We start from the raw sequence: 21,307 nt of genomic DNA on the forward strand, positions 1-21,307 counted from the left end.
TCGACTCAGGCGGGGGCCGGGACGGCTGCGGCGCGGTCGAGCACCGTCGCGATCATGGTGTCGTCGACGTCGCGGTGGGTCACGAAGCGCACGCCGGGGCCGAAGGGCACCGCGCGGACGCCGACGTCGAGCAGCGACGCCACCAGCGGCGCCGGGGAGGACGTCGGGACGAGGACGATGTTCGTGTCCGGGGCGATCACCGGCCAGCCGAGCTCCTGCAGACCGGACGCCAGGCGGGCGGCGCGGGCGTGGTCGCCGGCGAGGTCGCCGGCCTGGTCGAGCGCCACGAGCCCTGCCGCACCGACCACGCCGCCCTGGCGGATGCCGCCGCCGAGCATCTTGCGCAGCCGCCAGGCCGCGTCGACGAACGCCGCCGACCCGGCGACCACGGAGCCCATCGGCGCGCCGAGGCCCTTGGACAGGCAGACGCTGACGGTGTCGACGCCCGCGGTCAGCGCCGAGACGGGGACCTCGAGGGCCGTCGCGGCGTGCCAGATCCGCGCGCCGTCGAGGTGCACGGCGAGCCCCGCGTCACGGGCCGCCGCCACGAGCGCCGCGTGCTCGTCGACCGGGGTCACCGCCCCGCCGGCCCCGTTGTGCGTGTTCTCGAGGCACAGCAGCGACGTGCGCAGCCCGAAGTACGGCCCCTGGGTGCCCGCCGCCGCGAGCACCGCGCCGGGCGACGGCCGGCCCGGGCCGGCGTCGTGTGCGAGCGGCGTCGGCAGCCCGCCGGCGAGCCAGGCCGAGGTGCCGAGCTCCGCCTCGATCACGTGGGCGCCGACCGGCGCGAGGAACCTGTCACCGCGTGTCAGGTGGTGCATCAGGGCGATCGTGTTCGCCATGCACCCGGTCGGCGTCCACAGCGCCGCCTCGACCCCGAGCAGGTCGGCGACGCGGGCCTGCAGCTTCGCGAGGGTGGGGTCGCCGTCGAGGACGTCGTCACCGACGTCGGCGCCGGCCATCGCCTCGCGCATCGCGGGCGAGGGCCGGGTGACGGTGTCGGAGCGCAGGTCGATGCTGCGCAGGTGAGTGTTCTGGGTCGTCATGACGACCCAGAACACTCACATGGCGGAGCCATCATCGCGGCAGCTTCACCACCGAGACGAAGAAGTCGTCGATCTGCCGGATGACGTCGATGAACCGCTCGAAGTCGACGGGCTTGGCGACGTAGGCGTTGGCGTGGAGGTTGTAGCTGCGCAGGATGTCCTCCTCGGCCTGCGAGGTGGTCAGCACGACGATCGGGATACTGCGCAGCGACTCGTCGTTCTTGACCTCCTCCAGCACCTCGCGCCCGTCCTTCCGGGGCAGGTTGAGGTCGAGCAGGATCAGCCCGGGCCGCGGCGCGTCGGGGAACTCGCCCTCGCGGCGCAGGAACGACAGCGCCTCGACGCCGTCGGACACCACGTGCAGCTGGTTGCGCAGCTTGTGGTGCTCGAACGCCTCCTGGGTCATGAGGACGTCGCCGGCGTCGTCCTCGACGAGCAGGACGTCGATCTCGGTCAGCGGCTCGGTCACGGGGCGGCCTCCAGGGCGGATCCGGCGGGCTCGACGGTGGGCGCGCTCTCCGGCAGGGCGGGGAGGGCGATGACGAAGGTGGTGCCGGGCGGCGGGTGCGCTTCCAGCCACATGGCGCCGCCGTGGTGCTCGACGATCTTGCGACACATCGCCAGCCCGATCCCGGTCCCGGGATAGGCGTTGCGGGCGTGCAGCCGCTGGAAGATGACGAAGATCCGCTCGGCGTACTCCGGGTCGATCCCGATCCCGTTGTCGCTGAACCGCAGGAGCCAGCGGTCGGCGTCCGGCTCGCGCTCGGCGTCCACCCGCAGCCGCGGCGGCTCGTCGCCGCGGAACTTCAGCGAGTTGCCCAGCAGGTTCTGGAACACGGTGGTGAGCAGGGCCGGCGCGCCGGACACGCGGGGCAGGTCGCCGTGCTCGACGGTGCCGCCCGCCTCCTCCAGCGCGCCCGCCACGTTCTCGACGGCGCGGTCGACCAGGCGGTTGAGGTCGACCTCCTCCATCGGGTCGCCCTGGCGCCCCACCCGGGAGAAGGCGAGCAGGTCGTTGATCAGCACCTGCATGCGCTTGGCGCCGTCGGAGGCGAACTCGATGTACTGGTCGGCGCGCTCGTCGAGCTGGCCCGCGTAGCGGCGCTGCAGGAGCTGGCAGAAGCTCGCGACCTTGCGCAGCGGCTCCTGGAGGTCGTGCGACGCGACGTAGGCGAACTGCTCGAGGTCGGAGTTGGACCGGGCGAGCTCGTGGCTGCGGGCGTCGAGCTCCGCGCGGGCCCGCTCGGTGTCCGCGAGCTCGCGGACGATGAGCACGCGCATGGCCTCGACGTCCTCGCCCAGCTCGCTGATCTCGCGCGGCCCGGCGGCGGTGACGTGGTGGTCGAGGTCGCCGTCGACCACCTCCCGCACCTCGCCCGCGAGGCGGCGGGTGGGCACCACGACGACGCGGCGCAGCCACAGCAGCAGGCCCGCGATGCCCAGCGCCAGGCCGAGCATCGTGACGACGCCGATGACCGCGAGCGTGGTCGCCGCCCGGCCGAGGGCGTCGCGGGCCTCGTCGCGCAGCGCGAGCAGGCGGTCCCGCTGGGCGTCGACCGCCGCGCGGACCTCGTCGAAGGCGGCCTTGCCGGCCTCCGGGGGCAGGCCCGGCGCCCCGCGGCCGACGGCCTCGACGGTGGGGTCGGCGTAGACCGCCCGCCAGCGGGTGGTCGCCGCCTCGACGGCCGCGAGGTCGCCGAGGGCCTCGGGCTGGTTCGCCTCGAGGGCCCGGATCGCGGGGATCAGGCGCGCCTCCTCGGCGCGCCCCTGCTCGTAGGGCAGGAGGAAGTCCGGGCTCCGGGCCAGGGCGTAGCCCCGGACGCCGGTCTCCTGGTTGACCGTGGCCGCGTCGAGCTGCTGGGTGGCGACGAGCGCGGGGCCGATCTCGTCGACGAGCTCGACGCGCCGGTCGCCGAGCACCGAGAGCCCGATCGCCCCGATGACCGCGGCGAGCACCAGGAGGACCGCCACGACCGACCCGGTGACGACGAGGATCCGGGCCAGCGACCAGCGGCCCAGGCCCTCCCGCACCCGGCGTCGCGGGCGCGCGGCCGTCGACGGGGGAGCGTCGCCGGCGTCCGGCGCCCGCTCGTCGGCCCCGATCGTCGGCGCGCTCACCGGTCGGACACCAGCAGCACGGCGGCCACGTCGTCGGTCTGCGCCGTCGACAGCGACCGCACCCGTTCCATCACGGTGTCCAGCATCGCCCCGGGGTCGTCGCGCCACGGAGGAGGGCTCGCGGTCACCTCGCAGAGGAGCTCGTGGAGCCCGTCGGTCCACAGGACGTCGCCGGACTCCTGGCGGCCCTCGATCAGCCCGTCGGTGTAGAGCATCAGCGCCCACTTGGGCGGGAGCTCGATCTCCAGCGGCGGCCAGCTGCGGTCGTTGCCGGCGCCGATGCCCAGCGGCAGGCCCAGGCGGTCGTTGGGCAGGAGCCGGGTGTCGTCGCCCTCGCCGACGAGCGCGGGCGGCGGGTGGCCGGCCAGGCGCAGCGTCAGCCGGGAGCGGGTGGCGTCGACGGTGACGGCGGCCAGCGTGGTGAACAGCGTCGGGTGGTTGCGCTCGCTGACCAGCAGCGCGTGCATCGTCGGCAGGACGCGCTCCGGGTCGATGCCCGAGAGCACGAGCGTGCGCCACGCGATGCGCAGGCTGACCCCGAGCGCGGCCTCGTCGGGCCCGTGCCCGCAGACGTCGCCCACCACGGCGTGCAGGCGGCCGTCGGAGCTCTCGACGACGTCGTAGAAGTCGCCGCCGAGCAGCGTCTGCTCGGAGCCCGGTTCGTAGCGGGCGAGGATCTGCATCGACGGGTCGTCGAGCAGCGGCGTGGGGAGCAGGCCGCGCTCGAGGCGGGCGTTCTCGTCGGCGCGGAGCTTGGCGTCGCGCAGCGCCCGGCGTACCGAGTCGCTGCGCCGGCGCTCGACGGCGTAGCGCACCGCGCGGGCCAGCGCGGGCCCGTCGACCGCGTCCTTGACGAGGTAGTCCTGCGCGCCGACCCCCACCGCGTCGGCACCGAGCGACTCGTCGCGTCGCCCGGTGAGCACGAGCACCGCCGGCCCGTCGAGATGCAGCAGCCGGCGCAGGCCGTCGAAACCCTCGGCGTCGGGCAGCGCGAGGTCCAGCAGCACGCAGTCGAGGGCGTCGACGTCGCCGTCGAGCAGTGCCTCGGCCTCGGCCAGCGAGGTGGCGCGCGCGAGGTCGACGGTGAGGTCGGCGTCGGCGAAGTGCTCGGTGACGAGGACGGCGTCGGCGTCGTCGTCCTCGACGAGCAGGACGCGCAGGGGCGCGGACGAGTCGGTCTCCACCGGATCCATCCGCCCCCCTCTCCCTGCTCCCGACCTACTCACGGGCCTCTCGACCGTAGTCGGCACCGATGCCCGGACCGGGTGCGGCCGACGGTGCGTGCGCCGACCGGCCCGTAGGCTCGGCCGAGTGAGTGGTCCGATGGTCCCGAACGTGCTCGCCGCGCGGTACGCCTCCCCGGAGCTGACCGGTCTGTGGTCGCCCGAGCGCAAGATCGTCCTCGAGCGCGAGCTGTGGATCGCGGTGCTCACCGCCCAGCGCGAGCTCGGGGTCGACGTGCCCGACGGCGTGCTCGAGGACTACCGCGCCGTGGTCGACCGCGTCGACCTCGCGTCCATCGCGGAGCGCGAGCGGGTGACCCGCCACGACGTGAAGGCGCGCATCGAGGAGTTCGACGCGCTCGCCGGCCACCAGCACGCCCACAAGGGCATGACCAGCCGCGACCTCACCGAGAACGTCGAGCAGCTGCAGATCCGCGACTCCCTGCACCTCGTCGCCGACAAGACCGTCGCCGTGCTCGCCCGCCTGGCCCGCCGCGCCGGGGAGAACGCCGAGCTCGTCATGGCCGGGCGCAGCCACAACGTCGCCGCGCAGGCCACCACGCTGGGCAAGCGCTTCGCGAGCGCCGCCGACGAGACGCTCGTGGCGTACCGGCGCGTGACGGAGCTGATCGAGCGCTACCCGCTGCGCGGGATCAAGGGCCCGGTCGGCACGGCCCAGGACATGCTCGGCCTGCTCGGCGGCTCGTCGGAGAAGCTGGCGGAGCTGGAGCGCCGCGTCGCCGGGCACCTGGGGTTCACCGAGGTCCTCACCAGCGTCGGGCAGGTCTACCCGCGCTCGCTCGACCAGGACGTGCTCACCGCGCTGGTCCAGCTCGCGGCCGGCCCGTCCTCGCTGGCGACGACGATCCGGCTCATGGCGGGCCAGGAGCTCGTCACCGAGGGCTTCCGCCCGGGCCAGGTGGGTTCGTCGGCGATGCCGCACAAGATGAACACCCGCTCGTGCGAGCGCGTCAACGGGCTCGCGGTGGTGCTGCGCGGCAACGCGGCCATGGTCGGCGAGCTCGCGGGCGCGCAGTGGAACGAGGGCGACGTGTCCGACTCGGTCGTGCGCCGCGTCGCCCTGCCCGACGCGTTCTTCGCGATCGACGGGCTGCTCGAGACGATCCTGACCGTCCTCGACGAGTTCGGCGCGTACCCGGCCGTGATCGCCCGCGAGCTCGACCGCTACCTGCCGTTCCTCGCGACCACCGCGGTGCTCATGGCCGCGGTGCGCGCCGGGGTCGGCCGCGAGACCGGGCACGAGATCATCTCCGAGCACGCCCGCGCGGTGGCCCTGGACATGCGCGAGAAGGGCGCCGAGGGCAACGACCTGCTCGCCCGGCTCGGCGCCGACGCCCGCCTCGGGCTCTCGTCCGCCGACCTCGACACGGCCGTCGGCGACCCCCGCGCCTTCGTCGGCGCCGCCGAGGCGCAGGTCGCGGAGATCGTCCGCCGGGTCGACGCGATCGTCGCCGATCACCCGGACGCGGCGGCGTACGCGCCGGCGCCCATCCTCTAAGAGGGTCGAGCTCCGCTCCCCCATCGGCGTGCTCCCCTGATCTCTGTCTCCCGTAACCTCCGCGCCCGTGGTCTCGCTGAGCTCGTACCCGCACCTGGCCTCCGGCAAGGTCCGGGACCTCTACGAGGTCGACGACGATACGCTGCTGCTCGTCGCGTCCGACCGGATCTCGGCGTTCGACCACGTCCTGTCCACGCCGATCCCGGACAAGGGCCGCGTGCTGACGGCGATGAGCGTGTTCTGGTTCGAGCTCCTCGGCGGGGCCGACATCGCCTCGCCGCCGGTGGCCCACCACCTGGTCGCCGCACGCGACGAGCGCATCCCCGAGGAGGTCCGCGGGCGCGCGCTGCTCGTGCGCCGCCTCGAGATGATCCCGGTGGAGTGCGTCGCCCGCGGCTACCTCGCGGGCTCGGGCACGGTCGACTACCGCCGCGACGGCGCGGTGTGCGGCGTCCCGCTGCCCGACGGGCTCACCGAGGCGAGCATGCTCCCGTCGCCGATCTTCACGCCGGCGACGAAGGCCGCGATGGGCGAGCACGACGAGAACGTCGACTTCGAGACGGTCGCGGCGCAGGTCGGGCGCGAGCTCGCCGGCACCCTGCGCGACCAGACCCTCGCGATCTACGCGCGCGGCGCGGCGTACGCGGCGTCGCGGGGCCTGATCCTCGCCGACACGAAGCTCGAGTTCGGGCTCTCGCCGGACGGCACGCTGGTGCTCGGCGACGAGGTGCTCACGCCGGACTCGTCGCGCTTCTGGCCCGCCGAGGGCTACGCCCCGGGCGCGGTGCAGCCGAGCTTCGACAAGCAGTACGTCCGCGAGTGGCTCACCTCGCCCGCGTCCGGGTGGGACCGTCACTCCGGCGAGGCGCCGCCGCCCCTGCCCGACGACGTGATCATGGCCACCCGCGAGCGCTACATCGAGGCCTACACGCGCCTCACCGGCCGCGAGTGGCCCCCCGCCGTCTGAGGCGTGCGCTGGGCGTTCGGCCGTCGCCGACCCGAGCCGCCGTGTTCACCCCCCGGACGCACGGGCGGCATCTCCGGCTGGCCTCATGGGACACGTGACCACCCGTCTGATCGTGTCGGTGTCGGGCCTTCAGCCCGGCGCGCCGCTGGACGCCGCCGTCGCGCTCGCCGACGCCCTCGATGCCCGCCGCGTGCCCGCCACCTGGCTGGTCGGGCCGCGCCCGCACCCCGAGGTCGCCGCCTGGGCGACCGCCCGCCGCCGCGTCGGTGACGCGGCGCTGCTCCACGGCACCCGGCCCGACGTGGAGTCCGGCCGCCCCTACCGGCGTCTGCCGGCCCACGAGGCCGGCCTGCGCCTCACCGCTGCGCTGCGCTCGCGCGACGCCCTCGGTCTCGCCGTCGACGGGTTCGCCGCCCCGGGCTGGGCGGTCTCGCCCGGCACGCGCGCCGCGCTCGCGGCCGCCGACCTCGGCCTGCTCGTCGACGACGCCGGCGTGCACCGCCTCGGCGCCGACGGCGCGGTCACCCGCTCCTGGCGCGGCCCGGTCGTCGGCAGCGAGCCCCGGCGTGCCGAGTCGCTGCGTCCCGCTCGCCGACGCGTCGAGTCCGACCTCGTGCACCTCGCCCTGCCGGTCGGCGTCCCGCTGAGCACGGCCGAGGCCCTCGTCGACGCCGCCCTCGCCGGCGGCGCGACGCCGCTCGGGGCGGGCGAGCTCGTGCCCCGCCGCGGCCCCCGCCGCCCCCGCCTCGCCGGCGACCCCGAGCACTGGTCGATCACGGCCTGATGCTGCGCACGTGAGTGAAATGGGTCGCCACGGCGACCCATTCCACTCACGTGGCGAAGCCCTCCCCGCGCGGCGCGACGCGGACCTCGGTGCCCTGGGGAGCGAGATTGCGGAACATCCCGTAGTGCAGCTCGGGGTTCGCGAGCACGGCCTCGTGGATCGGCACGGCGAGCGGCGGCGCGACCGCGCGCAGGTAGTCGACGGCCTCCGAGACCTTGAGCCACGGCGCCGCCGTGGGCAGGAGCAGCACATCGGGGGTGCGCTCGGGCACGGTGAAGGCGTCGCCGGGGTGCAGCACGGTGCCGTCGAGCAGGTAGCCGTTGTTGCGGATGCGCGGGATGTCGGGGTGGATCACGGCGTGGTCGTGGCCGACGACCTCGATGCTCGCGCCGCCGACGGTGAACGTCTCGCCGGGCTCGCGGACCGTGTGGGCGATGTCGTGCTCGCGGAGCTGCTCGGCGGTGCCCGGGTCGACGACGAGCTCGGCGCCGGGGTTCCGCTCGAGCAGCGCCGGCAGCTTCTCGACGTCGAGGTGGTCGAAGTGCTGGTGGGTGATCAGCACGGCGTCGAGGCCCTCGAGGGTCTCGTAGCCCTGCGAGAAGGCGCCGGGATCGAACAGGAGGCGGGCCGCGCCGGTGTCGGCGAGCACGCACGCATGACCGAGGTGAGCGAGTTCCACGCCACCCGAGTTCCCCCGCGGCGCCCCGGTAACCTGGAGGGCGTGGCACGCGTGATCGTGGACGTCCTGCCCAAGGCCGAGATCCTCGACCCGCAGGGCCAGGCCGTGGCCCGCGCGATGGGTCGCCTGGGTGTCGGCGGCGTGGCCGACGTCCGTCAGGGCAAGCACTTCGAGCTCGAGGTCGACGACACCGTCGGCGACGCCGAGCTCGAGCACATCGCCGGCACGCTGCTGGCCAACCCGGTGATCGAGGAGTGGGTCGTGCGGAGGGTGCAGTGAGTCGTATCGGGGTGATCACGTTCCCCGGCACGCTCGACGACGTCGACGCCGCCCGCGCCGTGCGCTACGCCGGCGCCGAGGCCGTGAGCCTGTGGCACGACGACGCCGACCTGCGCGGGGTCGACGCCGTGGTCGTGCCCGGCGGGTTCTCCTACGGCGACTACCTGCGCGCCGGCGCGATCGCCGCCCGCTCGCCGGTGATGGGCCCGGTCGTCGAGGCCGGGCGCGCCGGGATGCCCGTGCTCGGCATCTGCAACGGCTTCCAGATCCTCTGCGAGGCGGGGCTGCTGCCGGGCGCGCTCGTGCGCAACCACGGGCTGCGGTTCGTGTGCCGCGAGGTCGGGCTGCGCGTGGAGGCCGACACGGCGTGGACCTCGGCGTTCACGGTGGGCCAGCAGATCACCGTGCCGCTGAAGTCGGGCGAGGGCCGCTACGTCGCCGACGACGCGACCCTCGACGCGCTCGAGGCCGAGGGCCGCGTGGTGTTCCGCTACACGGAGCCCGCGCCCAACGGCGCGCTGCGCGACATCGCCGGCATCAGCTCCGCCGACGGCCGCGTCGTCGGCCTCATGCCGCACCCCGAGCACGCCATCGACGCGCTCACCGGCCCGGGCACCGACGGCCTGGGCCTCTTCACCTCGGTCCTGAGCCGTATCACGGCACCTCCCCCGCCGATGGCGGCGCGGGCGTGACGGAGGAGCGACCGCGGGGCCGATCGTTGCGGGGGTCTACGGCAACAGCGTGACGCGGAGCTCCCACAGGTCGGCGTAGACCATCAGCATCCGCCCGCCGAGGTGCAGCACGAGCCCGCGCATCTCGTCGGGGTGCTCGACGTGGGTGAGCAGGCGCGACACGTCCTCGACGGCCTCGCCGACGATCTCGTCGAACGGCTCGTCGGCCGAGACGTCCCGGCCGCCGGGCTCGGTGGGCTGCGCCGCGGGGAGCAGCGGCACCACCGTGTCGCCGCGCGCGCCGGGCGCGAGCGCGAGGACCACGACGCCGCCGGAACCGTCGTCGACGAGGAACTCGAGCATCCCGGCGGAGGCGTCGACGTGCGGCCGGACGCTCTCGGGCACGCGGCCCGCGAGCTCGAGCTCGTGACGGCGGACGCCGAGGAGCTCACGGTCGAGGATGAGGTGGAGCCCGGCGAGGGCGTCGCCGGCTCCCGGCGTGCCGGCCGCGTCACCGGAGGCCGATCCGGTCGCCGAGGAAGCGGAGGCGGTGGTCATGGCTCCATGATGTATCGAGGGTCCGACACCCCCGGGATTTCACCGACACGCCTCCGCCGTGTCGCGACGAAACGTCGGCGGCGGACAGCGAGCGGCCATCCGATCGAGCGAAGGGCCCTGAAAGATGGGCTGAGTGGCGGTGCACACGGTGGGCGTGTGGCGTACGGCGGTCGATGGTGTCGGTGAGGTGAGGCCGGCGGTGTTTACCGACCGCACATCGTGGGTAACGGTTCGTTCGCCGTACGCGGGTCGAGTGACGCGGCTCTCAGTGCCCCGTGACCGCCCGTCCGGGGCGCCGGCGACGGCCCCGGTCACCCCGCGACGAGGACGCCTACCCTCGTCGGTGTGACCGTCCCCCAGGGTCCGGCCGCCGCCGCCGCGCCCGTGCAGTCCTCCCCGCCCGCTCCCTCGTCGGCCCCGCCCGTCGACACGGTGGACCACGCCGTCGCCACCCCCGCCGAACCGCAGCCGCACGCCGCGCTCGGTCTGCGCGACGAGGAGTACGCCCGCATCCGGGACATCCTCGGCCGCCGCCCCACCGAGGCCGAGCTGGCCATGTACTCGGTGATGTGGTCGGAGCACTGCTCCTACAAGTCCTCCAAGGTCCACCTGCGCCGCTTCGGCGACACGACCACCGAGGCCATGCGGGCGCGCCTGCTCGCCGGCATCGGCGAGAACGCGGGCGTGGTCGACGTCGGCGACGGCTGGGCGGTCACCTTCAAGATCGAGTCGCACAACCACCCGTCGTACGTCGAGCCCCACCAGGGCGCGGCCACCGGCGTCGGCGGGATCGTCCGCGACATCATGGCGATGGGCGCCCGCCCGGTCGCCGTGATGGACGGGCTGCGCGTCGGCCCGCTCGACGCCCCGGACACCGCGCGCGTGCTGCCCGGCGTCGTCTCCGGCGTCGGCTTCTACGGCAACTGCCTGGGCCTGCCCAACATCGGCGGCGAGGTCGTCTTCGACCCCAGCTACTCCGGCAACCCGCTCGTCAACGCCCTGTGCGTCGGCGTCCTGCGCCACGAGGACCTGCACCTGGCGTTCGCCTCCGGTGCGGGCAACAAGATCGTGCTGTTCGGCGCCCGCACGGGTCTCGACGGCATCGGCGGGGTCTCGGTGCTCGCGTCCGAGACGTTCGCCGAGGACACCGGCCGCAAGAAGCTGCCCAGCGTCCAGGTCGGCGACCCCTTCGCCGAGAAGGTGCTCATCGAGTGCTGCCTCGAGCTCTTCGGCGCGGGGCTCGTCGTCGGCATCCAGGACCTCGGCGGCGCGGGGCTGTCGTGCGCGACGAGCGAGCTCGCGAGCGCCGGCGACGGCGGCATGGACGTCGACCTCGACACCGTCCCGCTGCGCGCCGCCGACATGACCGCCGCCGAGATCCTCTCCAGCGAGTCGCAGGAGCGGATGTGCGCGGTCGTCACGCCCAAGAACGTCGACGCGTTCATGGCGGTCTGCCGGCGCTGGGACGTCACGGCCACCGTCATCGGCGAGGTCACCGACGGTGACCGCCTGCGCATCACCCACCACGGCGAGACCGTCGTCGACGTCCCGCCGCGCACCGTCGCCCACGACGGCCCCGTCTACCAGCGGCCCTACGCCCGCCCGGAGTGGCAGGACGCGCTGCAGGCCGACACGGTCGCCGGGCGCCCGCGCCCGTCGGCGCCCGACGAGATCGCCGGGCAGATCCGCGCCCTCGTCGCCTCGCCCGCCCTCGCGCCGCGGACCTGGGTGACCGAGCAGTACGACCGCTACGTCCGCGGCAACACCACCGCGGCGACCCCGGCCGACGCCGGCGTGGTGCGCGTCGACGAGGCCGGCGGGCGCGGGGTGGCGGTGTCGATCGACGCCAACGCCCGCTTCTGCCAGCTCGACCCGCGGACCGGCGCGCAGCTCGCGCTGGCCGAGTCGGTGCGCAACGTGGCGTCGTCCGGTGCGGTGCCGGTGGCGGTCACCGACTGCCTGAACTTCGGCTCGCCCGAGGACCCCGCCGTGATGTGGCAGTTCGCCGAGGCCGTCGCGGGCCTCGCGGACGCCTGCGCGGCGCTGGGCCTGCCGGTGACCGGCGGCAACGTCAGCTTCTACAACCAGACCGGCAGCGCGGCGATCCTGCCGACGCCGGTGGTCGGCGTGCTCGGGATCCTCGAGGACGTGGCCCGGGCCGTCCCGCACGGGTTCGGGGAGCCGCGCGACGCGGTGTGGCTGCTCGGCGAGACCCGCGACGAGCTCGACGGTTCGACCTGGGCCGGCGTGGTGCACGACCACCTCGGCGGCCTCCCGCCCCGGGTGGACCTCGCCGCGGAGGCCCGCCTCGCCGCGCTCGTGGCCGGTGCGGCGGCCGACGGCCTGCTCTCGGGCTCGCACGACCTCTCCGACGGCGGGCTGGCCCAGGCGCTCGTCGAGGCGGCGCTCGCCACGAACCGGGGTGCGTCGGTGACCCTGCCCCCGGCGCCCGGCCTCGACGTCGCGACCGTGCTCTTCTCCGAGAGCGGCGCGCGGATGCTCGTCACGGTGGCCCCGGGCGACGAGGCGGAGCTCGCCCGTCGCTGCGCCGAGGCCGGCCAGGCGGCCGCGCGCCTCGGCGAGGTCGGCGGGGACACCCTGCGCATCGAGGGCGTCGACGACCTCCCGCTCGCCGAGCTCCGCGCCCTCGGCGAGGCCACCCTCCCCGCCGTCCTGGGCTGAGCCGGGACAGCGGCGACCGGATCTACAGCGCCGCGACGAACGCGCGCCCGTAGCGGGCGTAGCCGCGCCCGTTCGGGTGCGCGAGGTCCGGCCCGACCTCCCAGAGCCGCATCCGGTGCGTCGCGGCTTCCAGCGCCACGGGGCGCAGCCCCGGGTGGGCGGCGACCACCTCGCGCGCCACGGCCGCCAGGCGGACGGCGTTGCGCTGTGGGGCGCCGCGCTGCAGGTCCGGGACGTCGGCGACGAGCGCGCCGGCGGGCAGGGCCGCGCACACGGCGTCGAGGTCGCGGCGGAAGTCCTCGGGCGCGACGTCCTGGGCGGCGTCGTTGGTGCCCACGGCGAGGGCGACGACGGTCGCGTCGGCCGGCACCGCGGACAGCTGCGAGGCCAGCACGTCGGCCACCGTCGCCCCGACGACGCCGAGGTTGACCACACGCACGCGCACGCCGTCGCGCGCCTCGATCGCGTCGGCGAGCCGCCCCGCCCACGAGCGCTCGGGGTGCACCGCGCCCAGGCCCTGGGCGAGCGAGTCCCCGAGCGCCACGAGCACCACGTCGCCCGGGCTGCGCCCCCGGCGCCGCCAGTAGGCCGCGTGGTCGGTCTCCATCGTCGTGGCGAGGCGCAGCCGGCGGACCTGCACGAGCACGAGACCCAGGACAGCGGTGAGGACGAGGGAGCGGACGCGCGGCACCCGCCTATCCTGGACGACCGTGCCCCGCCGAGCCCCCGACCCCGCGCAGGTGCGCGAGGACCTGCTCGCGGTCGCGCCCTGGGTCGCCGACCCCGACGCCCACGAGCGCCCGGCGCGCCCCGTGCTCGCCGCCGCCGTCCGGTCGTCCCTGCGCACGCTCGAGCACGCCGCGCCCGGGCATTCGGTCGAGGTCCGGGTGCCGCCGTTCGGCGCCGTCCAGTGCATCGAGGGGCCGCGCCACACCCGCGGGACGCCGCCGAACGTCGTCGAGACCGATGCCGCGACCTGGCTGGCGCTCGCGCTCGGGCTGCTGAGCTGGGACGCGGCGGCGGACCGGGTGTCCGCGTCCGGGCACCGGGCGCCGGAGATCGCGCGATGGCTCCCGGTGGTGGACGTGCACCGAAGGTGTGAGAACGGCTGAGCCGACCCGGTTGCGCCCGTACGATGCCCATCACCGGACCGTGACGGCCGGGGACGGGAACGGGAAGGGGGCCGGGTGCAGCGGCCGAGCTGGGCTCCCGACGAGGTGGACATCGACAGACCCAGCGCCGCCCGGGTCTACGACTACTACCTGGGCGGTCTCCACAACTTCGCGGTCGACCGGGCCATGGCCGCCCGGGCCGTCGCCGACTGGCCCGAGCTGCCGCGCATCATGCAGGCCAACCGCGCCTTCCTGCGGCGGGCGGTGCGCCACCTGGCCGACCAGGGCATCGACCAGTTCCTCGACATCGGGTCGGGCATCCCGACGGTCGGCAACGTCCACGAGGTCGCCCAGGCCGCGCGCCCGGACGCCCGGGTGGTCTACGTCGACATCGACCCGGTCGCCGTCGCCCACTCCCGCGCCCTGCTGGCCGACGACCCGCGCACCGGCGTCGTGCACGGCGACTTCACGCAGGTCGCGGCCGTCCTCGACGACCCGGTCACCCGGTCGCTGATCGACTTCTCGCGGCCCGTCGGCGTGCTCGTGGTCGCGCTGCTGCACTTCGTCGACGACGAGCGCCGCCCCGGCGAGGTCCTGGGTCGCTACCGCGAGGCGATGCCGCCGGGCAGCCACCTGGTCATCAGTCACGCCAGCGCCGACGGCGCCCCCGACCGCGCCGACGACCACCAGGCGCTCTACCGGCGCACCGCCACCCCGATGCGGATGCGCACCCGCGACGAGGTCGCCGCGCTCCTCGACGGCTTCACGCTCGTCGACCCGGGCCTGGTGTTCCTCCCGGAGTGGCGCCCGGACGACCCGTCGGCCGTGCTCGAGCACCCCGAGCGCTTCACCGGGTACGCCGCCGTGGGACGTCGTGACTGAGCCCGCCGGACGCAGCCCGGTCGGCCCGGACGACCCCGTCGACGCCCTCGCCACGGCGTGGGCGGAGGAGGTCGAGGGGACCAGCTACGTCCCGATGGCGGCCGACGAGCTGCAGGCGCACCTGCGCGACCTCGCCGGGCTGGTGATCGACGCCGTGCTCGCCGACCCGCCGCGCCCCGACGCGGGCGCCGAGGTCGGCCGGCGGCTCGTCTCCGCGCACTTCACGGGGCCGGCGACGCTCGAGCGCACGGTGCTGCTGCTCGCCGAGCAGCTGCCCGCGCTCCTCGGCCCCGCGGTGCTCCCGGCGTCGCTCGCCCTCACCGGCACGCTCGCCGGCGGCTACGCGGCCGCCCTGCGCGACCGGACCCTCGACGAGCAGGAGGCGATCCGCCGGGCGGTGCTCGCGGCGCGCCACCACACCGAGCAGGCGCTGCACGCCAGCGAGGCCCGCTTCCGCGCGATGTTCCACGAGGCCGCGATCGGCATCGGCCTCGGCGACATGGACGGGCGGATCCTCGAGGTCAACCCGGCGATGACTCGCATGTTCGGCCACACCGCGGACGAGTTCCGCCGGCTGACCGTCGGCGACCTCACCCACCCCGACGACGCGCCCTCGGTCTGGCGGCTCTACGAGCGCCTGCTGCGCGGGGAGATCGACAACTTCCGGCTCGAGAAGCGGTTCTTCCGCCGCAGCGGCAAGGAGATCGTCGGGCACCTGACGCTGTCGCTGGTGCGCGACCACGAGGGCAACCCCACCTACCAGCTCGCGATGCTCGAGGACGTCAGCGAGCGGCACCGGCTCCAGGAGAACCTCGAGTACCAGGCCTTCCACGACCCGCTGACCAAGCTCGCCAACCGCGCGAAGTTCACCGGGCGCCTCGAGCGCGTCTTCGCCCAGGAGGGCCCGGACTCGACGCGCCGGGTCGGGGTCTGCTTCCTCGACCTCGACGGCTTCAAGGCGATCAACGACAGCCTGGGTCACAGCGTCGGCGACCGCATGCTCCAGGAGGTCGCCCGCCGGCTCGACGACTGCGTGACCGACGGCGAGCTGGTCGCGCGCATGGGCGGCGACGAGTTCGTGGTGCTCGTCGAGGACTCCCACGGCGTCGACCGGCTGATCGGGCTCGCCGACCGCGTCCTCGCTGCGCTGGCCCCACCGCTGCCGCTGGCCGGCCAGGAGCTCGTCGTCGGCGCGAGCATCGGCGTCGTCGAGCAGGCGGTCCGCGAGACCACGGCGTCCGAGCTGATGCGTGCCGCCGACATCACGCTCTACACCGCGAAGGCCGAGGGCCGCGGGCGCTGGGCGGTCCACGACCCCGGGCGCGACGAGGCCGAGACCGAGCGGTTCACGCTGGCCGCCGCCCTGCCCGCGGCGGTCGCCCGCGACGAGTTCTTCGTGCTGTACCAGCCGCTGGTCTCGCTGGCCGACCACCGGGTGCGCGGCGTCGAGGCCCTGGTCCGCTGGCAGCACCCGCGCCTCGGGGTGCTCTCGCCGTCGCTGTTCATCGGCCCCGCCGAGGAGACCGGCATCATCGTCGAGCTCGGCCGCCGGGTGCTCGAGCACGCGTGCCGCGACGCCCGCGCCTGGCAGGACGAGTTCGGCGACGCCGCACCCTTCGTCAGCGTCAACGTCGCCCAGCGCCAGCTCGTCGAGCCCGCGCTCGTCTCCGAGATCGCCGACCTGCTCGACCGCACCGGCCTGCGGCCCGACCGTCTGCAGATCGAGCTCACCGAGCGGGAGCTGACCGCCGACGAGGGCGCTCCGCTCAAGGCCCTCGACGGGCTGCGCGCCATGGGCGTGCGCATCGCCGTCGACGACTTCGGCACCGGGTACTCGAACCTCTCCTACCTGCGCAAGCTCCCCGTGGACGTCATCAAGCTCGACGGCTCGTTCGGTGAAGGTCTGCGCGAGGAGGAGCTCTCCGACCCCGTCGACGAGGTCATCGTCGGCACCCTGGTCGCCCTCGGTCACGCGCTCGGCCTCACGGTCACCGCGGAAGGTGTGGAGACCGGGCCGCAGGCGACGCGGCTGCGCGCGCTCGGGTGCGACGAGGGCCAGGGGTGGCTGTTCGCCCCCGCGCTGCCGGCCGCCGACATCGCGCGCATGGTGCGCCGCGGCGCCCCGCTCGGGGATCCGGCGGCGACACCCGGCGGCGGTCTCCTGGGCGCCTGACGGCGAGGGCTGAGACGCGGATCGCGGCGCGCCCCGCCCACGGGACACCCGCCGCGCGTAGTCTGGGCACGGCACGACTCGTGGCACCCCGTCGACAAGGAGCCGTCCCGGTGGACGAAGCCGGAAACGATCCACGGCCCACGTCAACCAGCACACCTCCTCCGGCCCCTCCTGAGCAGCCCGCGTTCGACGACGGGCCCAAGGAGGAGTGCGGCGTCTTCGGCGTGTGGGCGCCCGGCGAGGAGGTCTCGAAGCTCACGTACTTCGGGCTCTTCGCGCTGCAGCACCGCGGCCAGGAGGCCGCCGGCATGGCGGTCAGCGACGGCCGGCAGATCGTGGTCTTCAAGGACCTCGGGCTGGTCAGCCAGGTCTTCGACGAGCAGTCGCTGTCGTCGCTGCGCGGCCACCTCGCGGTCGGCCACACCCGCTACTCGACGACGGGCTCGCCCACCTGGGAGAACGCCCAGCCGACGTTCCGCACCACCGCGGCCGGCACGGGCCTCGCGCTGGGGCACAACGGCAACCTGGTCAACACCGCCGAGCTGACGCGGCGCCGCGACGCGCTGGCCGCGGTCGGTCCCGGCCACGGCAACGGGGCGGGCAACCGCCGGCCGCGCACCGCCCTCGACGGCGCGACCACCGACTCGGACGTCGTCACCAGCCTGCTCGCCGACTCCGCCGCCGACCTGGGGGTCGAGGAGGCGGCGCTGCGCCTGCTGCCCGACCTCGAGGGCGCGTTCAGCCTGGTGTTCTGCGACGAGACCACGCTCTACGCCGCCCGCGACCGCCACGGGGTCCGCCCGCTGGTGCTCGGCCGGCTCGACCGCGGCTGGGTCGCGGCCTCGGAGACCGCGGCGCTCGACATCGTCGGCGCCTCGTTCGTCCGCGAGGTCGAGCCCGGCGAGCTCATCGCCATCGACGCCGAGGGCCTGCGCAGCTCGCGCTTCGCCGCCCCCGAGCCCAAGGGCTGCATCTTCGAGTACGTCTACCTCGCGCGGCCGGACACCTCGATCGCCGGGCGCGGGGTGCACTCCGCCCGCGTCGAGATCGGGCGGCGCCTGGCCGACGAGCACCCGGCCGAGGCCGACCTCGTCATCCCCGTCCCGGAGTCGGGCACGCCGGCGGCCATCGGCTACGCCGAGCGCTCCGGCATCCCGTACGGCCAGGGCCTGGTGAAGAACGCCTACGTCGGGCGCACGTTCATCCAGCCCTCGCAGACGATCCGCCAGCTGGGCATCCGCCTCAAGCTCAACCCGCTCCGCGAGATCATCCGCGGCAAGCGCCTCGTGGTCGTCGACGACTCGATCGTCCGTGGCAACACCCAGCGCTCGCTGGTACGCATGCTGCGCGAGGCCGGCGCCGTCGAGGTGCACGTGCGCATCGCGAGCCCGCCCGTGCGCTGGCCCTGCTTCTACGGCATCGACTTCGCCTCGCGCGCCGAGCTCATCGCCAACGGCCTCGAGGACGAGGGCGTGCGCCGCTCGGTCGGCGCCGACAGCCTCGGCTACATCTCGCAGGACGGCCTCGTCGCGGCCACCGACCAGCCGCGCTCGCGCCTGTGCACCGCCTGCTTCTCCGGCGAGTACCCCATCCCGCTGCCCTCCGACGCGATGGTGGGCAAGCACCTGCTCGAGGACGTCACCGGCGCCAGCTGCGGCGACGGCGGCACCGGTGGGCCGGTCGTGCACACCGGGCACTCCACGAACGGGGCCGGGATGCCGCGGGAGACGGAGCGCAGCGGAGGTCGACCCGACATGCTGGGCACGCCGGGTTACGGTGCCGAGGACGCGCTCAGCCGCCCCTGACCGAGCCGGCGGACCCCGCGTCCGCCGCCCCGCCCCAGCCCCGCGAGGAACCCCCACCGATGACCCACGCCCCCGAGGACCCCGACGGCCCGCAGGCCAGCTACGCCGCGGCCGGCGTGGACGTCGAGGCGGGTGAGCGTGCCGTCGACCGGCTCAAGCCGCTCGCGAAGTCGACGAGCCGCTCCGAGGTCCTCGGCGGCATCGGCGGGTTCGCGGGGCTCTTCGCGCTGCGCAACGGCAAGTACCGCGAGCCGGTGCTGGCGGCGTCGACCGACGGCGTGGGCACCAAGCTCGCCGTCGCGCAGGCCGCCGACAAGCACGACACGGTGGGCCGCGACCTCGTCGCGATGGTCGTCGACGACCTCGTGGTGTGCGGCGCCGAGCCGCTGTTCCTGCAGGACTACCTGGCGATCGGCAAGCTCGTCCCGGAGAAGGTCGAGAGGATCGTCGCGGGGATCGCCGAGGGCTGCCGGCTCGCGGGCTGCGCGCTGCTCGGCGGCGAGACCGCCGAGCACCCCGGCGTGATGGAGCCCCACCACTACGACATCTCGGCCACCGGCGTCGGCGTCGTCGAGGCCGACGGCATGCTCGGGCCGGACCGCGTGCGTCCGGGCGACACGGTCGTCGCCATGGGCAGCTCGGGCCTGCACTCCAACGGCTACTCGCTCGCGCGCCAGGTGCTGCTCGAGATCGGGCGGATGTCGCTCGACGGCCACGTCGAGGAGTTCGGCCGCACGCTCGGCGACGAGCTCCTCGAGCCGACCCGCATCTACGCCCGCGACTGCCTCGCCGTCGCCGCCGAGACCGACGTCCGCACGTTCGCGCACGTCACCGGCGGCGGCCTGTGCGCCAACCTCGCGCGGGTCCTGCCCGCCGGCCTCACCGCCGAGCTGGACCGCACGACCTGGACGCCGGCGCCGGTCTTCAAGCTCATCGCCGCACGCGGGCGCGTGACCCGCGACGAGATGGAGCGCACCTTCAACATGGGCGTCGGCATGGTCGCCGTCCTGCCGCCCGACGACGTCGACCGCGCCATGGCGGTGCTGACCGCCAAGCACGTGCCGTCGTGGGTGCTGGGCGAGGTGCGCGCCACCACCGAGGCCGACGAGGCCCCGGCCGAGAAGGGGCACGCGATCCTCCGGGGCGACCACCCGCGCTTCTGAGGTGACCACCGGAGCGCGCCGGAGGTCGCTGAGCAGCGCTGACCAGCGCATCTCCTTGGCGTCGACAGACTAGTCCGGCATGAGCTCCGAGTGGAGCTTGAGGACCCGCTGGCCGTCGGACTGTTCCAGCACGTAGGCAGGGTTGTCGTCCGACCCGTTGCGGGTCTTCTTCTTGCCGTCGATGGTGCGTTCGACGCGTTCGGTGTGGACTTCCTTCACGGTGGCCTCGGCCTGGCCGGGGCCCCAGTTCCACTTCACGTCGTCGCCCTTGCTGAACGCCTTGGTCACACGTCTCTCCTCGCCCGTCGGGCCGCTCGTCGTGAACGGCGGACGGGCGCGGTTACCCGACCGGAGCGCGGCGAAGCACGCCGCGACCCGGACGGGCGGACCGTGTGTCAGCGCCCGCGAGCGGAATCACCGCTCGTCGTAGCTGTACTCACCCCAGCGTGCGTCGACGGGCTCGTCGTCGTCGGAGCGTCGCGTGAACGGGTCCTCGCCGCTGCCCAGTTCCTGCTGCAGCTTGTCGAAGTCCGTGTTCGGGGAGCTGTACTTGAGCTCTCGGGCCACCTTCGTCTGCTTGGCCTTGGCTCGTCCGCGTCCCATGGGTGGACCCCCTCGCACAGGGCGGGGGCGGCCGGAGCGTCTCCGGCGGCCCCCTGAAATCTGAGGTAACTCTCGTGCCCACGACAATACCGTGTGTCCGATCGGGGTCGCGACGTGACATGGCACGATCGGCGGCCGTGCCCGCACCCTTCGTCTGCTACCTGCGTGTCTACGAACCGCTGGGTGCGCTGCGCGGACCGTTGGCCCAGCGGGTACGGGCCGGACTGGCGCGCGGAGCCGTCCCCGTGGTCGACGCCGGGCGGCGCGATCGCGAGGTGTGTCTTCGCGCACAGTTGGGGGTCCCGCCCCGTCTGCTGCCCGGCGAGAAGATCGACGGGACGGCCATCGAGGCCCCGGCCGACGTCCTGCTCGCCGAGGGCCCGGGCGGCGCCGCGGGCCAGGAGCCGATCGGTCCGCAGACCCTCGTCTGCCCCCTGGAGACCCGCCCGCGCGCGGCGGCGGCCCTCGTCGGCTTCCTGTCGAGCGAGACCCCGGTGCTGCGCACGGCCGCGCTGACCGCCGAGGAGTCGGTGGTCCGCTCGCGCGCCGAGGCCGTGGTCGCCGAGCTCGGCGACTCCGCCACCCACATCGTGTCGGCGACCTGGACGGTCCCGCTGCCGTGGTTCGCGCTCGTCGAGCCGGCGGAGCGCATCCTCGTGCTGCCCAGCGACGACGCCGTCACCGCGGCCGAGGCCCCGGCCCGCCGCTGCTACTGGCGCGTGCCGGTGGCCGACGCGCTCTCCCGCGCCGACGCCGCCGCGGACCTGCTCGCCGACACCCTCGGCGACGACGGGCCGTCCGACGTCCTGCGCGACACCGCCCGCTGGATGCGCCACTTCGACCCGGGCTCGCTCGTGGAGCTCGACTACGGCGGGCTCGTGACGCTCATGGACGACCAGACCCTCGCGGCCGACACGTCCGCGGAGGACGTCGCCGAGGCCCTCGAGGCCCTCAAGGCGGGCGACGCCGAGAAGGCGATGGCGAGCTACCGGCGCCTGCGGGACTTCTGGGCGGGCCGGGCGGCCCACCAGCGCGCCAACTAG

Annotated in this window: 21 protein-coding genes; 12 read left to right on the forward strand and 9 right to left on the reverse strand. The window is 74.7% G+C overall.

The features are described from left to right. Nucleotides 1–5 precede the first annotated feature (5 nt). Genes EV188_RS21840 through EV188_RS21855 form a run of 4 tightly spaced genes read right to left on the reverse strand, consistent with a single transcriptional unit; the run spans nt 6 to nt 4,357 of the window. Nucleotides 6–1,046 (reverse strand): threonine aldolase family protein, encoded by a 1,041-nt coding sequence (locus EV188_RS21840; RefSeq protein ID WP_133828432.1) that lies wholly within the window; start codon nt 1,044–1,046, stop codon nt 6–8. Nucleotides 1,047–1,077: 31 nt separating this feature from the next. After that, complete coding sequence (locus EV188_RS21845) at nt 1,078–1,515, reverse strand: response regulator (RefSeq protein ID WP_208114334.1); 438 nt, start codon at nt 1,513–1,515, stop codon at nt 1,078–1,080. Beyond that, entirely contained in the window at nt 1,512–3,164 is a 1,653-nt protein-coding gene (locus EV188_RS21850) for a sensor histidine kinase (RefSeq protein WP_243741893.1), read from the reverse strand. Before EV188_RS21850 ends, EV188_RS21845 begins: the two co-directional genes overlap by 4 nt. Next, complete coding sequence (locus EV188_RS21855) at nt 3,161–4,357, reverse strand: PP2C family protein-serine/threonine phosphatase (RefSeq protein WP_133828433.1); 1,197 nt, start codon at nt 4,355–4,357, stop codon at nt 3,161–3,163. Before EV188_RS21855 ends, EV188_RS21850 begins: the two co-directional genes overlap by 4 nt. A gap of 130 nt (nt 4,358–4,487) precedes the next feature. Between EV188_RS21855 and purB the strand changes: the two genes are divergently transcribed. The 3 genes from purB (at nt 4,488) to EV188_RS21870 (ending at nt 7,657) form a co-directional block, all read left to right on the forward strand. Next, nucleotides 4,488–5,906 carry an adenylosuccinate lyase gene (gene purB / locus EV188_RS21860; RefSeq protein WP_133828604.1) on the forward strand — a complete coding sequence of 473 codons (1,419 nt, stop codon included), beginning with the start codon at nt 4,488–4,490 and terminating at the stop codon, nt 5,904–5,906. A 67-nt stretch (nt 5,907–5,973) separates the two neighbouring features. Next, a complete protein-coding gene (locus EV188_RS21865; protein ID WP_133828434.1) occupies nt 5,974–6,873 on the forward strand; it encodes a phosphoribosylaminoimidazolesuccinocarboxamide synthase in 900 nt (299 codons plus the stop codon). A gap of 94 nt (nt 6,874–6,967) precedes the next feature. After that, nucleotides 6,968–7,657 carry a DUF2334 domain-containing protein gene (locus EV188_RS21870; protein ID WP_166660013.1) on the forward strand — a complete coding sequence of 230 codons (690 nt, stop codon included), beginning with the start codon at nt 6,968–6,970 and terminating at the stop codon, nt 7,655–7,657. 46 nt (nt 7,658–7,703) lie between these two features. Here the strand turns inward: EV188_RS21870 and EV188_RS21875 are convergent, their stop codons facing one another. Then, nucleotides 7,704–8,336, reverse strand: a complete 633-nt coding sequence (locus EV188_RS21875) for an MBL fold metallo-hydrolase (RefSeq protein WP_133828436.1) — start codon at nt 8,334–8,336, stop codon at nt 7,704–7,706. A gap of 42 nt (nt 8,337–8,378) precedes the next feature. Between EV188_RS21875 and purS the strand changes: the two genes are divergently transcribed. Together purS and purQ are read left to right on the forward strand one after the other, a co-directional pair. After that, on the forward strand, nt 8,379–8,615 hold the full coding sequence (gene purS / locus EV188_RS21880; protein ID WP_133828437.1) for a phosphoribosylformylglycinamidine synthase subunit PurS: 237 nt from the start codon (nt 8,379–8,381) through the stop codon (nt 8,613–8,615). After that, nucleotides 8,612–9,307, forward strand: a complete 696-nt coding sequence (purQ, locus tag EV188_RS21885; RefSeq protein ID WP_133828438.1) for a phosphoribosylformylglycinamidine synthase subunit PurQ — start codon at nt 8,612–8,614, stop codon at nt 9,305–9,307. The genes purS and purQ overlap by 4 nt, the downstream gene beginning before the upstream one ends. A gap of 36 nt (nt 9,308–9,343) precedes the next feature. Here purQ and EV188_RS21890 read toward each other — a convergent pair whose 3' ends face one another. Further along, nucleotides 9,344–9,844 carry a hypothetical protein gene (locus EV188_RS21890; RefSeq protein WP_133828439.1) on the reverse strand — a complete coding sequence of 167 codons (501 nt, stop codon included), beginning with the start codon at nt 9,842–9,844 and terminating at the stop codon, nt 9,344–9,346. A 384-nt stretch (nt 9,845–10,228) separates the two neighbouring features. On the opposite strand from EV188_RS21890, the gene purL reads away from it, so the two are divergent. Continuing rightward, the gene (purL, locus tag EV188_RS21895; RefSeq protein WP_133828605.1) at nt 10,229–12,526 is read left to right on the forward strand and encodes a phosphoribosylformylglycinamidine synthase subunit PurL; all 2,298 of its coding nucleotides are present in this window, start codon (nt 10,229–10,231) and stop codon (nt 12,524–12,526) included. Nucleotides 12,527–12,548: 22 nt separating this feature from the next. Here purL and EV188_RS21900 read toward each other — a convergent pair whose 3' ends face one another. Then, nucleotides 12,549–13,217: an SGNH/GDSL hydrolase family protein gene (locus EV188_RS21900; protein WP_133828440.1), complete on the reverse strand. Its 669-nt coding sequence runs from the start codon at nt 13,215–13,217 to the stop codon at nt 12,549–12,551. 19 nt (nt 13,218–13,236) lie between these two features. On the opposite strand from EV188_RS21900, the gene EV188_RS21905 reads away from it, so the two are divergent. From EV188_RS21905 to purM, 5 genes are all read left to right on the forward strand, one after another. Further along, nucleotides 13,237–13,638, forward strand: coding sequence for a sterol carrier family protein (locus EV188_RS21905; protein WP_133828441.1), 402 nt, complete (start codon nt 13,237–13,239; stop codon nt 13,636–13,638). Between the two features lie 75 nt (nt 13,639–13,713). Next, the gene (locus EV188_RS21910) at nt 13,714–14,520 is read left to right on the forward strand and encodes an SAM-dependent methyltransferase (RefSeq protein ID WP_133828442.1); all 807 of its coding nucleotides are present in this window, start codon (nt 13,714–13,716) and stop codon (nt 14,518–14,520) included. Beyond that, entirely contained in the window at nt 14,513–16,693 is a 2,181-nt protein-coding gene (locus EV188_RS21915; RefSeq protein ID WP_243741894.1) for a putative bifunctional diguanylate cyclase/phosphodiesterase, read from the forward strand. The genes EV188_RS21910 and EV188_RS21915 overlap by 8 nt, the downstream gene beginning before the upstream one ends. Nucleotides 16,694–16,917: 224 nt before the next feature. Continuing rightward, entirely contained in the window at nt 16,918–18,498 is a 1,581-nt protein-coding gene (purF, locus tag EV188_RS21920; protein WP_243741923.1) for an amidophosphoribosyltransferase, read from the forward strand. Nucleotides 18,499–18,557: 59 nt separating this feature from the next. Further along, nucleotides 18,558–19,661, forward strand: coding sequence for a phosphoribosylformylglycinamidine cyclo-ligase (purM, locus tag EV188_RS21925; RefSeq protein ID WP_133828443.1), 1,104 nt, complete (start codon nt 18,558–18,560; stop codon nt 19,659–19,661). A 69-nt stretch (nt 19,662–19,730) separates the two neighbouring features. On the opposite strand, the gene EV188_RS21930 is transcribed toward purM, so the two are convergent. Next, a complete protein-coding gene (locus tag EV188_RS21930; RefSeq protein ID WP_133828444.1) occupies nt 19,731–19,949 on the reverse strand; it encodes a hypervirulence associated TUDOR domain-containing protein in 219 nt (72 codons plus the stop codon). A gap of 126 nt (nt 19,950–20,075) precedes the next feature. Continuing rightward, entirely contained in the window at nt 20,076–20,264 is a 189-nt protein-coding gene (locus EV188_RS21935) for a DUF3073 domain-containing protein (RefSeq protein WP_133828445.1), read from the reverse strand. Nucleotides 20,265–20,401: 137 nt separating this feature from the next. On the opposite strand from EV188_RS21935, the gene EV188_RS21940 reads away from it, so the two are divergent. Then, nucleotides 20,402–21,307, forward strand: a complete 906-nt coding sequence (locus EV188_RS21940; protein WP_133828446.1) for a DUF8083 family protein — start codon at nt 20,402–20,404, stop codon at nt 21,305–21,307.

It is taken from the genome of Actinomycetospora succinea (assembly GCF_004363095.1).
GTDB classification, from domain to species: domain Bacteria; phylum Actinomycetota; class Actinomycetes; order Mycobacteriales; family Pseudonocardiaceae; genus Actinomycetospora; species Actinomycetospora succinea.

What these genes read in the sequence shown, in the direction of transcription:
- EV188_RS21855 (WP_133828433.1), bottom strand. Translation starts at nt 4,357, where the DNA reads ATGGATCCGGTGGAGACCGACTCGTCCGCGCCCCTGCGCGTCCTGCTC.
- purB (WP_133828604.1), top strand. Translation starts at nt 4,488, where the DNA reads ATGGTCCCGAACGTGCTCGCCGCGCGGTACGCCTCCCCGGAGCTGACC.
- EV188_RS21840 (WP_133828432.1), bottom strand. Translation starts at nt 1,046, where the DNA reads ATGACGACCCAGAACACTCACCTGCGCAGCATCGACCTGCGCTCCGAC.
- EV188_RS21935 (WP_133828445.1), bottom strand. Translation starts at nt 20,264, where the DNA reads ATGGGACGCGGACGAGCCAAGGCCAAGCAGACGAAGGTGGCCCGAGAG.
- EV188_RS21890 (WP_133828439.1), bottom strand. Translation starts at nt 9,844, where the DNA reads ATGACCACCGCCTCCGCTTCCTCGGCGACCGGATCGGCCTCCGGTGAC.
- purM (WP_133828443.1), top strand. Translation starts at nt 18,558, where the DNA reads ATGACCCACGCCCCCGAGGACCCCGACGGCCCGCAGGCCAGCTACGCC.